Source organism: Nostocoides japonicum T1-X7, from assembly GCF_001046855.1.
Lineage (GTDB): Bacteria > Actinomycetota > Actinomycetes > Actinomycetales > Dermatophilaceae > Nostocoides > Nostocoides japonicum.
This window is the reverse complement of record NZ_HF570958.1, coordinates 2,899,166-2,911,080: the sequence shown is the minus strand read 5'-3', so window position 1 is coordinate 2,911,080 and position 11,915 is coordinate 2,899,166. Positions and strand designations below refer to the sequence as shown.

12 protein-coding genes are annotated in these 11,915 nt (G+C 71.7%); 6 read left to right on the top strand and 6 right to left on the bottom strand.

The features are described 5' to 3' along the window. From BN12_RS13040 to BN12_RS13015, 6 genes are all read left to right on the top strand, one after another. On the top strand, positions 1 to 1,444 hold a 1,444-nt coding region (locus BN12_RS13040; RefSeq protein WP_200901212.1), incomplete at its 5' end, for an FAD-dependent monooxygenase. After that, entirely contained in the window at positions 1,441 to 2,208 is a 768-nt protein-coding gene (locus BN12_RS13035) for an alpha/beta hydrolase (RefSeq protein WP_048553069.1), read from the top strand. The genes BN12_RS13040 and BN12_RS13035, both read left to right, overlap by 4 nt. Next, on the top strand, positions 2,202 to 2,699 hold the full coding sequence (locus BN12_RS13030; RefSeq protein ID WP_048553068.1) for an NAD(P)H-dependent oxidoreductase: 498 nt from the start codon (positions 2,202 to 2,204) through the stop codon (positions 2,697 to 2,699). The genes BN12_RS13035 and BN12_RS13030 overlap by 7 nt, the downstream gene beginning before the upstream one ends. Then, entirely contained in the window at positions 2,696 to 3,208 is a 513-nt protein-coding gene (locus tag BN12_RS13025; protein ID WP_235432398.1) for a flavin reductase family protein, read from the top strand. Before BN12_RS13030 ends, BN12_RS13025 begins: the two co-directional genes overlap by 4 nt. 222 nt (positions 3,209 to 3,430) lie before the next feature. Beyond that, positions 3,431 to 4,930: an MFS transporter gene (locus BN12_RS13020; RefSeq protein WP_048553067.1), complete on the top strand. Its 1,500-nt coding sequence runs from the start codon at positions 3,431 to 3,433 to the stop codon at positions 4,928 to 4,930. A 70-nt stretch (positions 4,931 to 5,000) separates the two neighbouring features. Beyond that, positions 5,001 to 5,444, top strand: coding sequence for a hypothetical protein (locus tag BN12_RS13015; protein ID WP_053080032.1), 444 nt, complete (start codon positions 5,001 to 5,003; stop codon positions 5,442 to 5,444). A 25-nt stretch (positions 5,445 to 5,469) separates the two neighbouring features. Here the strand turns inward: BN12_RS13015 and BN12_RS13010 are convergent, their stop codons facing one another. From BN12_RS13010 to hisD, 6 genes are all read right to left on the bottom strand, one after another. Beyond that, complete coding sequence (locus BN12_RS13010) at positions 5,470 to 6,789, bottom strand: four-carbon acid sugar kinase family protein (protein WP_048553066.1); 1,320 nt, start codon at positions 6,787 to 6,789, stop codon at positions 5,470 to 5,472. A 67-nt stretch (positions 6,790 to 6,856) separates the two neighbouring features. Then, positions 6,857 to 8,017, bottom strand: coding sequence for an FAD-dependent oxidoreductase (locus BN12_RS13005; protein WP_048553065.1), 1,161 nt, complete (start codon positions 8,015 to 8,017; stop codon positions 6,857 to 6,859). After that, complete coding sequence (locus BN12_RS13000; RefSeq protein ID WP_048553063.1) at positions 8,014 to 9,030, bottom strand: nuclear transport factor 2 family protein; 1,017 nt, start codon at positions 9,028 to 9,030, stop codon at positions 8,014 to 8,016. Before BN12_RS13000 ends, BN12_RS13005 begins: the two co-directional genes overlap by 4 nt. Before the next feature lie 38 nt (positions 9,031 to 9,068). Continuing rightward, a complete protein-coding gene (locus BN12_RS12995; protein WP_048553061.1) occupies positions 9,069 to 9,773 on the bottom strand; it encodes an alpha/beta fold hydrolase in 705 nt (234 codons plus the stop codon). Between the two features lie 2 nt (positions 9,774 to 9,775). Then, complete coding sequence (locus tag BN12_RS12990) at positions 9,776 to 10,564, bottom strand: aldolase/citrate lyase family protein (protein ID WP_157635482.1); 789 nt, start codon at positions 10,562 to 10,564, stop codon at positions 9,776 to 9,778. Beyond that, positions 10,561 to 11,877: a histidinol dehydrogenase gene (gene hisD / locus BN12_RS12985; RefSeq protein WP_053080030.1), complete on the bottom strand. Its 1,317-nt coding sequence runs from the start codon at positions 11,875 to 11,877 to the stop codon at positions 10,561 to 10,563. The genes BN12_RS12990 and hisD overlap by 4 nt, the downstream gene beginning before the upstream one ends. Between the last annotated feature and the right edge of the window lie 38 nt (positions 11,878 to 11,915).

Genomic DNA, 11,915 nt, shown 5'->3' with positions numbered 1-11,915 from the left:
TTCTCCCCCCCGACCCCCCTCCTCCCCCCCCCCCGCCACGCGGCGGTTCTCCTCGCAGGAGGCGATCCGCCGCCCGCAGACCGCGCTCCAGCGGGTGTTCCTCGACCGGCTCGCGGAGCGCGGGGTGCCGGTGTCCGGCGGCTGGGAGCTCGTCGGGCTGCACGAGCACGCGACCGGCGCGGTCGCCGAGCTCGTCGACGTCGCCGGCGGGGCACGACGGGTCGTGCGGGCGGCCTACGTCGTCGGCGCCGACGGCGCCCGCAGCGCGGTCCGGCGACTGTCCGGCATCGAGCGGCACGGTGAGTATGCGACGAGCAAGCGGCTGCGGCTCATCGTCCGGACCGGGGAGATCGCCGACCGCGTCGGGCCGGCACCGAGCGCGACGAACATCGTCGTCAACGCGACGGCGTCGGGGTTCCTCGCGGCCGTGAGCACCCGCGAGTGGCGGGTGTATGCCGGGCCTTTCCCCCTCGACCACGAGCCTGCCGAGGAGGAGCTGCTCGCGGTGGCCCGAGCGGCCTTCGGGTTCGACCTCGACCTCGAGATCGTCTCCGCGACGACGTTCTACGACGCGACCCTCGTGGCCGCCACCTTCCGGCGCGGGCGGGTGCTGCTCGCCGGGGACGCCGCTCATGTGCGGACGCCGGGCGGGAATCTCGGCGAGGGGTTCGGCGACGTCGTCAACCTCGGGTGGAAGCTCGCGCTCGTCCTCGCCGGCCAGGCGTCGGAGGGCCTGCTCGACTCCTATGACGAGGAGCGGCGCCCGCACAACCAGCGAGTGGGCGACCATGCCCTGGCGCGGTCCCGACGCTCCGGCGAGGTCCTCGCCGAGATCCGGCGCGGCGGTGTGCCCGCCGACGACGACCTGTCACCCGATGCCGTGCGGCGTCGGGCCGCCATCGGGGACCTCTTGTCACAGAACAGGTTCGACGATATCGGCGTGACGTTCGACGAGAGGTACGACACCTCGTCGGCGATCTGGTACGAGCCCGGCCAGCGCGAGGCGGAGGCGCCCTGGCGGCCCGACACCTACGTCGACGACGCCCGGCCGGGGCACCGGGCTCCCGACGGGCTCGTCGACGCCTACGGCGGCACGTTGTACGACCGCATCGGCTCCGACCTGGCCCTCCTCGTCCTCGGCGAGGGCCGGTGCGTCGAGCGCGCCTTCGCCGCCGAGGCCCGGGCCCGGCGGCTGCCGTTCACCGTCGTCCATCTCACCGACCCCGAGGCGCGGCAGGTGTATGCGGCGGACAACGTCCTCGTCCGGCCCGACCAGCACGTCGCCTGGCGCGGTGCCGTGCTGTCTGCCGGCGGTGCCGCCGCGGTGCTCGACCACGTGCTCGGTGGGCGTCCCAGCACAGCCGAGGACCGGCATACCGACCACCCGACGACCACCGCGACGGCACGGGCCGCCGCGGCCGAGCTCGCAGGAGCCGTTCGATGACCGAGCACACCGACCACCTGGCACCGGAGGGGCTGCGGACCCGTGGCACCGTCGTCGTCGTGCCGGGTCGCGGGGAGAGCCCCGCCACCTACCGCCGCTTCGCCGACCGGCTGGCCGCCGACGCGTACCGCGTCCGGGTCGTCGCCCCTCCGGCGGTCGAGGCGTCCGACATCGCGTCCTCGCTCGAACGCTTCGGCGCTCGCCTCGGGGAGGCGGTGACGGGCGCGACGACCGACGGGACCGTCGCGCATCCGGTCGTCCTCGTCGGCGCGGACCTCGGTGCGGCCGTCCTCGCTGCTCTGACCGACGTCGGCGACCCCTCCGCTCCGTGGTGGCCCGACGGGCTCGTCCTGGCCGGTCTGCCCGGCCGGACGACCCACGTCCTCGCGGGCTGGGAGCACGAGCTCGACGCACGCAGTCACTGCCCGGTCCACCGCGGCATCCTCGACGACGACCCGCGGGTCCGTCGCGGTGCGCTCGGTGAGCCGGTCCCGGACGAGCTCCTCAACTCCGCGCACGGTCGCGCCGCCGACCTGCCCCAGCTCGTCGTCGTCGGTGACGCCGACCCCCTCGCCGACCGCGTCGCCCTCGCCCGATCGGTGCGGGACCTGTCCCTGGCCCGGCTGTCGGTCGTGCGCGGTGCGCACCACGACGTCCTCAACGACCTCCAGCACCGCTCGGTCGCCGCGGAGGTCGTCACCTTCCTCGAGGCCCTGCGGACCGAGCTCGTCCCCGCCGTCACGGTGGAGTCGAGCGCATGGTGACCGCCGTCGTCGTCGGGAACCCCAAACCTGCGAGCCGCACCCACGCCGCGGCGACCTACGTCGCGAAACGGCTGTCCGGGGCCGAGCCCGACCTCGTCGTCGACCTCGCGACGCTCGGTGCGGCGCTGCTGGACTGGGCGGACGAGGAGGTCTCCAGCCTCGTCAAGCAGGTGGGCGAGGCCGATCTCGTCATCGTCGCGAGCCCGACCTACAAGGGCACCTACACCGGCCTTCTCAAGCTCTTCCTCGACCGGTTCGCCGGTGGGACGGGCCTGCGCGGCGTCGCCGTCCCACTCCTTCTCGGCGGGTCCGAGGCGCACGCCCTGGCCCCCGAGCTGACCCTGCGTCCGGTCCTCACCGAGATCGGCGGGACCGTGCCGGGGCGGGCGCTGTTCGTCGTCGACCGGCGGTATGACGACGAGGATGCGTATGCGGACTGGCTCGCCGGGACGCGTCCCGTCGTCGAGGCTCTGGTGGAGGCCCGGTCGTGAGCGCCGTGACCACGTCCTTCCCGACGAACCAGGACCTCGACCCGGTGCGCCTGCGGCAGGCGTTCGGCATCTTCCCCAGCGGCGTCGTCGCCGTCGCGGCACAGGTCGACGGCCGCCTCGTCGGCCTGGCCGCGAGCTCCTTCACCTCGGTGAGCCTCGACCCGCCCCTCGTGTCGGTCTCGGTCGCGAACACCTCGCGCACCTGGCCGGAGCTGCGGCGCTCCGCGCGTCTCGGGGTCACGGTGCTCGCCGACCATCACGGCGGCACCGCCCGCCAGCTGGCCGGACCCGTGGCGTCCCGGTTCGCGGGCGTCGAGGTGGACGTCGGCGACGGTGGCGCCGTCACGGTCCGGGACGGACTGGCGCGGTTCGAGACGTCCGTGCACCAGGAGGTTCGGGCCGGGGACCACACGATCGTCGTGCTCAGGCTCCACCGCGTCCAGCACACCGACCACGACCTCCCACTCGTCTTCCACCGGAGCCAGTTCGGGCTGCGCAGCGCGGGTTGAGCGTGCTCCACACCCGTGTCGTGGGGGTGCCGGTCCGGAGTCGCCGCCGCCGTGTCCTGTCGGTTTGAAAAGCGCGTCAAGCGGGCATGAACCGAACACGGCAGACGGATCGCTGCCGCCCCGGCGACCGAGCCGGGGCGCAGGCGCCCCGCCGGGGACCCCGGCTGCCGGCGATCGGAGGTCGACCGAGACCTCCGCGGACCCGGCTGGAGGAGGACGGCGATGGCGGACCTCGACCGCCGAGGCGACGGCTCCGGACACGCAGGGGGACTGGCGACGATCCGGACGTCGGTGCCGGCCCGCCTGGACCGGCTCCCGTGGTCGAGCTGGCACTGGATGGTCATCGTCGGGCTCGGGACCGTGTGGATCCTCGACGGTCTCGAGGTCACCATCGTCGGCAACGTCGCCCCCCGCCTCGGCGAGCCGGACAGCGGCCTGAGCATCACGACGAGCCAGGTCACCGGGCTCGGTGCCGCCCTCTACGTGCTGGGCGCCTGTGTCGGCGCGCTGTTCTTCGGCTGGCTGACCGACCGGTTCGGCCGCAGGCGACTGTTCATGATCACCCTGGGCGTCTACCTCGCCGCGACCGCGATGACGGCGATCTCGTGGACCGCCTGGTGGTTCTTCCTGTTCCGCTTCCTCACGGGCTTCGGCATCGGCGGCGAGTACGGCGCCATCAACTCCGCCATCGACGAGCTCATCCCGAGCCGACACCGCGGCCGCGTCGACATCGTCATCAACGGCAGCTACTGGATCGGCGCGGCGGCCGGCGCGCTGCTGTCGATCCCGGTCCTCGACGTGAGCATCTTCCCCGCCGACGTGGGCTGGCGGCTGTGCTTCGGCCTGGGCGTCGTCCTCGGGCTGTCCATCCTCCTGGTTCGGCGCAATGTGCCAGAGAGTCCCCGCTGGCTGTTCATCCACGGACACGAGGACGAGGCCGAGGAGGTGGTCGATGACGTCGAGTCACGGGTACGGCGGTCGACGGGACGCAGCCTGGAGGAGGTCGACGACGAGATCACCATCCGGCAGCGCAGGACCATCGGCATCGTGACGATCGCGCGCACGATGTTCGGCCGCTACCCCCGGCGGACCGTCCTCGGGCTCTCCCTCTTCGTCGGCCAGGCGTTCCTCTACAACGCGATCACCTTCGGCTTCGGAGCGATCCTCGCGAACCTGTTCGGCGTGCCGGCGGACCGGACGGGCTACTACTACGCGGTCATCGCGGCGGGCAACGTCATCGGGCCCCTGCTGCTCGCCCGGTCCTTCGACACCGTGGGTCGCAAGCCGATGATCTCGGGCACCTACCTGCTCTCCGGTGTCCTCCTCGTCGCGACGGCGGTGGCCCTGTGGATCGGCTGGTTGGGGGCCGTCACCCTGACGGCCTGCTGGTTCGTCGTCCTCTTCTTCGCCTCGGCCGGGGCGAGCTCGGCCTACCTCACTGTGAGCGAGGTCTTCCCGATGGAGACGAGGGCGCTGGCCATCGCGTTCTTCTACGCGATCGGCACCGCGGTCGGCGGCATCTCCGGGCCGCTGCTCTTCGCCCAGCTGACGGCGAGCGGGCGGCCGTCCGACACCGCGATCGCCTTCCTCATCGGCGCGTCCCTCATGATCGCCGCCGGCGTCGTCGCGGCCATCCTCGCCGTCCCCGCAGAGCGCCGCAGCCTCGAGGACGTCGCGAGACCCCTCTCGGCGGAGGACGCCGACGCGGCGTCGTCCGCGTGACCGGCGGCGCGGCATACGGTCGGACGGAGACCCGCTGGGGGGCGGCATACCCACGCGAAGGAGCAGCACGATGGCAGCGCACACCAAGAAGCGGCTCGGCCCGACGGACCTCGACCTCGACCTGGGCAGAGGCACCGACGCACCGGCGTTCCGATGGCTGGTGGCCTGTCTCCTCTTCGGGGCCCGCATCAGCCAGGACATCGCCGCCCGCGCATACCGGGAGCTCGACGAGCTCGGCGTCCTCACTCCCACCAGGCTCGCCGGCGCCGACTGGCAGACCCTCGTCGACGCGCTCGGCCGTGGCGGCTACCGCCGGTACGACGAGTCGACGGCCCGGGAGCTCATCGCCCTCGGCCGGCAGGTGCTCGACGACTACGGCGGGCACCTGACCCGACTGCGCCGCGCGGCGGACAGCCGGGACGAGCTGGCGCGAGAGGTCCAGCGCTTCAAGGGGATCGGGCCGACCGCGGCCGACATCTTCGTCCGCGAGCTGGCACCCCTGTGGGAGCTCTGACCGCAGTCCGATCCCGGTCGGGGCGTCACGTGGTGAGGGCGTTCATCCGATCCACGGCGTCGGCCAGGCTGGACTCGTCCCCCACGTTGCCCGGGAAGATGACGTAGGGCAGTCCGCGCACACCGTGTGGAGCGTCGTCGGGGAGCAGGACGCTCACCTGTCCCGTGAAGAGCTGTCCGACGATGGTGCCGGCGCGGATCCCCAGCGCGGTCCTCGCGACCTCGTGCGAGGTGATCCCTCCCTTCGCGAGCACGTATCGTGGTCCGGCCGCGAGTGCCCTTCCGGTGACTCGGTTCACGGCTGAAGACACACGACGGGAGAGCGCGAGACTCCTCTCGGGTGTGTCTGCGGCGTGCAGCGTCCGGCTCGTGCAGATGAGCAGGGGCCGGTCTCTCAACCGCGTTGCGGCGGCGACGGCCAACGCGTCGACGTATGCCGCGTCGTCCACCCGGGTCACGTCGATCTCGATCTCCGCGAGGTCGTGACGCTTCGAGAGCTCGTGGACCTGCCGCGTCGTGAGCTCGACATGGGATCCGACGACGATGAGCGGCTGGGACCCGGTGGGGGCGTTCGTCCGAAGCTCGCCGAGGGACAGGGGAGGAGGCACGGGCTGCCCGGCGAGCGGCGCGAGCATCCCCGGCCCGGTACGCAGCAGGTACCGCTTCCCCGTCAGGCGCAGACGGTGGAGCGCCATGACGACGACCTCGTAGTCGGCACGTTCGCGTCCGTCGACGGTGATCCACGATCCCGGGGGCGCCTGCGCGATCCGCGAGGCCACGGCGGAGACTCCGGCGGCGATGTCGTCCAGGGTGACGGTCACGACTCCCGAGGCGTCCACCCGGCCGTGGGAGCGCTCCTGGAGGTAGTCGGGCAGCCGTGAGGACCGGAAGCCGAAGGTGGCGTCCCTGGCATAGCCGGTGTCGCCGACCGGCCTCCAGACGCCGTCGCCGAGGACCTCGTGAACCCCCTCGACGGTGCGCCGTCCCGCCTCGAAGAACGCCGGCGCGAAGATGACGCCGTCGAAGGGCATGCCGGCCGAGGCGTAGCACGCCATCAGGGTGTCGACCTCGAGGATCGTGTGTCCCCGCAGTGTGGAGTCGCCGCGGCTGACGACGACATGCGGCTCTGCCCGACGGGCGAGAGCATGTCCGACCCGGGCTGTGACCTCGGCAGCGTCTGGCTCGTCCAAGGATCGGCTGTTGGTCAGGACGAAGGTGACTCCACCCTCGGAGAGGGGAAGCTCCGGCACGAGGTCGAGATCGAGGAGGAGTCGGGCGCCGCGAACCGTCTGGGAGCCGGTCGGATCATCGTCGATGACGACCAGGTGCGGGCGGGTCCGGCTCATGGCGTCTCCCGCCCTCGTGGCTGCCGATCGGCGACCCGGGTCCGGCACGCGAGCCGCGGTGAGCCGGTCACGGGAGGACCGTCATGGGTCGCCGACCCGGCTGGATGCGCTCGCGATGGCGGGAGAGCCCGAATCGTGCCGGCTCCGAGGGATGCCCCTCGACGAGGTCCGCCGCGACGCGGCCCACGACCGGTGCCAGCTTGGCTCCGTGTCCGGAACAGGCCGAGACGACGACGACCCGGCCGATGCGGTCGATGAGGAAGTCCTCGTCCTGGGTCGAGGTGTAGAGACAGGTCGTCTCGCCGAAGGGGTCGGGCACGAGACCGGGCAGCCACCGACGGACGTACTCGGTGATGCGGCGCCGGCTGCCGTCGTCGACCTCGCCCGACCTGGTCCGCGCGGTTGTGGCCGCCCCGCGGTGTTCCGCGATCTTGCGTGCGTCCGTCGGGCCTCCGTCCCGGCCCCCTGGGAGGTGGTAGACATCCATGTCGGCACGATGGATGGTGACCGGCCAGGTGACCGACGGGTCGGCCCGCGGGAAGTGGAACACCGCGTGCTGCGTCACCCACAGCGGCGGCAGCTCCACGATGCCCGCGAGCAGCTCCGGCATCCACGCCCCGGCTGCGACGACGACGGTGCGGGCTCGGACGTCACCGTGTGTCGTCTGCACCCGCACCGTGTCGTCGCCGTCCACGATCGCGACGACTTCGGTTCCCTGAGCGGTCGCGGCTCCGTGGGCCTCGGCTCCCGCGAGGAGTGCGCGGACGGCATGTTCGGCGTCGATGGTCCCGGCCTGTGGGTGATAGAGGACGGGTCCTTCGAAGACCATTCCGGGATAACGGTCCTCGGCTTCGGAGGCGGAGAGGAGGTCGTGCTCGACTCCAGCGCGCGAGAGGGCCGACGCGATGGTGCGCGGCTGACGGTCCGCTCCGTGGTCCAGGCCGCCGGTGAGCCGGAGGATCGGGCCGTCACTGTCCAGTTCCAGCTCTCGCCACCACTCGAATGCCTCGCCGGTGAGGCGGATGTAGTCGATGTGGGGGTAGGCGCGGCGGATGATCCTCGCCGATCCGTGGGAGCTGCCGAGAGGATTCGCCGGCGTGAAGCGTTCGACGACCACCACCCCGTGCCCGCGACGTGCCAGATGCCACGCGACGGCCGACCCCATGAGGCCGGCACCCACGACAACGGTGTCGGTGCTTGGAGGCAGCAAGGGTGCGTGCTGGGTCATGGCGCCGTCTGGGCCAGGCGGGCCGACTCCAGCTGGGTGAGGATCGCGAGCTCGTCGTAGACCCGGTACTCGTTGAGGATCCTGCCGTCGCGGAACACGAAGTGCGAGAGTCCCAGGACGTCGACCGGGGAGCCGGTCAGCGGCCCATATGTGGGAGCGCCGCTGTAGGTGCCGCGCATCCGCCACATCACGGAGACGCGGGTCCCGTGGAAGTCGTCCCGGTTGGCGGCCACGTCGCGAACCTCGAAGACGGCATCGGGGAAGGTGGCGATGAGTTCGCCCAGGGCCTGTTGGTATCCCTCGGCTCGGCAGTAGGTACGGAAACGGCTGGTGTAGCAGACGTGACTGCGGTGCAGAACCTGCGGGGCGAGGTTGAGCAGGCGACCGTTCCATCCGCGGTCGATGAAGTCCAGCACCGTCTCGCACTCGGTGCGCAGGTTGTCCGGCCGGGGCCCCGAGTCGCCGGCGGTCAGCGGATCTGCAGGAGGAGGGCCGAAGAGGCCCTCGCCGTCCAGCGATCCCAACAGGGTCGCATTGGGCCTCGTGGCCAGCTCGCGCGCGATGCCGGACACGTCGAGGCCGTTCTGCTCCACCACGGCCCACTCGTCCCTGACGGCCCACTCCTCGACGATGAACGCGTCCCGCACGAGGCACAGCGCGATGTTGCGCGACGTCGAGAGACGGAACGTGGGCGGTCCGTACTGCCAGAAGCCGCTCTGGACGCCGGAGTTGATGATCCGGTGCGAGCTGATCCACGAGTTCTCCGAACGCTCCTCCCAGACGACGTCCTCCGCGGTGAACGCCCGGTGAGGGAACGCGGTCTTCTTGACGAAGCATCCGTCGATGATGGAGTCGCGACTGCGGTTGTGGCCGTATGCACCGTGCAAGGTGATCTCGGGGTGGTAATGGTCCCTGATCAGCCCCATCCCGTAGCTCTCCCAGATCTTGTCCGTCCACTCGACGATGTACTCCTCGGGATCGGCGTAGGGGGCGTATGCGGACGTCGACAGCATGTGATCTCCTTCGGTTCCGTTCGGCAGGGATGAGTCGGTCAGGCAGCGAGGAGCCACCGCCGCAGCTCGGCCGCCACGGCGTCGGGTGCCTCGAGCGGTGACATGTGGCCGCTCGCCGGGACCACCACATGGACGGCCGTGCCGACACGGTCGGCGATCTCGGCCTGCATCTCCGGCCGGCTCACGTCGTCGAGTGCACCGCTGAGCACCAGGGTAGGCACGGTGACCGCGGCGAGACTCGGCCGGAGGTCGGGCCGGGACTGCTGCGCGGCCAGCTGTCGCAGGAAGCCGTCCGGCCCGACGGTCCGGGCCATCGCCGCGCTGCGAGCCACCAGGGCCTGCGTTCGGTGGCATTCCGGCAGCGTGACGGTCGCGAGCCGGTCGGCCGCGGCCCCGAAGCCGCCGCTGCGAACCTCCTGCGCCAACCGCGTCCACTGGTCACGCTGCTCCGGCGACCCGGAGCGGGCGCTCGTGTTGAGGATCGCCAGCCGGGTCACCCGCGTCGGCGCCCGGCGGATGATCTCCATCGCGATGATGCCGCCGAGCGAGTGCCCGGCCACGGCGAACCGCTCCGGCGACCGCTGGAGGACCTCGTCGGCGATGTCGGACACGGTGTCGGAGGTGTCGATGCGGCAGGGACGAGGCTCGACGAGATCGCCCACCGGTGGGACGACCTCGTCCCACAGCGTGGCGTCACCCAGCATCCCGCTGAGCAGGACCAGTGGATACCGCGCGTCGGACAAGGTCAGGCCCCACGGTCGCTGCGCTCCGGCAACGCCGTCGCCAAGCGGACCATGAGCTGGGACACGGCATGCTGGGTGTTGTACACGACCAGCTGTGAACCGGCCGCGAAGTGTGCGGCCGCTGTCGCCTCGTCGCCGCAGATGGTCAGGACGCGACCGTCGGACGCAGCCCGCACGTCGTCGATGGCCTGGTCGATCGGTGCCGGGTCGCCTCCGAGGAGCCCCAGGTCCGCACCGAGGTCGGCCGGCCCGGGCCAGAGCAGGTCGATGCCGTCCACAGCCGCGATGTCGGCCGCCGCGGCGAGGCCTGCCGCGCTCTCGATCATGGCGATCACCAGCGGACCGTCGGCGTAGTGGGCCAGATGCTCCGCGTTCGAGGTGAGCCCGTAGCGGCCGGCTCGCGTGTAGGCCGCGAAGCCCCGCTTGCCACGGGGCGGGTACCGGACTGCGGCGGCGAGGGCTTCGGCCTCCGCCACCGAGTCGACGTGCGGGCAGATGATGCCGGCCGCGCCGAGGTCGAGCGCGCGAAGGGCGTCGTGGAGCGCCCCGATCCGGACGATGACCGGAACGCCCATGCTCTCCGCGACGCTGATGTGATGGCTCAGGGCCAGCTGGTCGACCGGTCCGTGCTCGGCGTCGAGGACGACGTAGTCGAGCCCGACGTAGCCGGCCAGCTCGACGAGCAGCTCACTGGGCATCCGGACGAGCATGCCGAGCAGTCGCTCACCCTGCCGGACGCGACGGCCGAGCTCCATGGGGTCCACCGGGACGGTCCGGCGGCGGGCCGTCATGACAGCAGACCCGTGCGGAGGGTGGCCGTGGCGCGATGCGCGGCCATCCCCTCGTACTCGGAGATCACGTCGACGGCGTCCGCGAGGAGCGGTGTCGCGTCCTTCGAGACCCGCTGGTAGGTCAGCGGCTTGACGAAGCGACCGACCGACAGGCCCGCGCTGTGCCTGGCTCCTCCGGCGGTGGGGAGGACGTGGTTCGTGCCGGCCATGCCCTTGTCCGAGTAGGCCACCGTGCTCCAGGGCCCGATGAAGATCGAGCCGTAGTTGGTCAGCCGGTCGAGGTACCAGTCGTCGTCGGCGGTGTTGACCTCCAGGTGCTCCGGGGCCAGGTCGTCCATGAGCTCGACGGCGACCTCCCTGCTGTCGGCCACGATGATGGAGCCATGGTTGGTCCAGGCCGGCCCCGCGATGTCTCGGGTCTTCAGCTCGGCCAGCTGACGCTCGACCTCGTCGTGCACGCGACGGGCGAGCTCCTCCGAGGTGGTCACCAGGGCGGCGGGCGAGTCCGGCCCGTGCTCGGCCTGTCCCAGGAGATCGGCCGCGACGAGCACGGGGTCGGCGGCGTCGTCGGCGATGACCGCGACCTCCGAGGGACCCGCGAGCAGATCGATGGCCACCGCGCCGAACAGCTGCCGCTTGGCTTCGGCCACATAGGCGTTGCCGGCGCCGACCAGCATGTCGACAGGGAGCTCGCCGAGCAGACCGAAGGCCATCGCAGCAAGCGCCTGGACACCCCCGAGGACGAAGATGCGGTCGGCGCCGGAGATGTGCGCGGCGTAGAGGACCGCGGGGTCGGGACGGCCGTCCGGCTGTGGCGGTGTGCAGGCGATGACCGTGGGGACGCCCGCGACCTTCGCGACGTTCGCGGTCATGAAGGCGCTGGCCAGGAGAGGGAACCGACCGGCGGGGAGGTATGCGCCGACGCGCTGCACGGGGACGTAGCGCACCCCGGTGACCAGTCCTGGGGCGATCTCCGCCTCGAAGTCGGCCAGCTTGGAGCGGCTGAGTCGGGCGAATGCCGCCGTCCTCTCCTGTCCCAGGTCCAGGGCGGCACGGAGCTCCGCGGGCAGGCTTGCGACCTGTGCCTCGATGGCGGCGGCATCCAGCTCGATGGCCCCCCCGTCGTATCCGTCGAGCCGGCGCGCATACTCCAGGACCTGGTCCATGCCCCCGCGCTGGATGCTGGCGAGCATCTCGGAGACCGTGTCGATGACCTGTGGGTTGCGTTGCGCAGGAGGCCCGGACAGCGCGGGAGCCTTCACGTGGTGGTAGCGGCCTGAGAGATGTCCGGTCCGTACCGGGTCGAGCAGCATGGGTGGGTTCCCTTTCGTGGATCGTCTGGTCGTGCGGT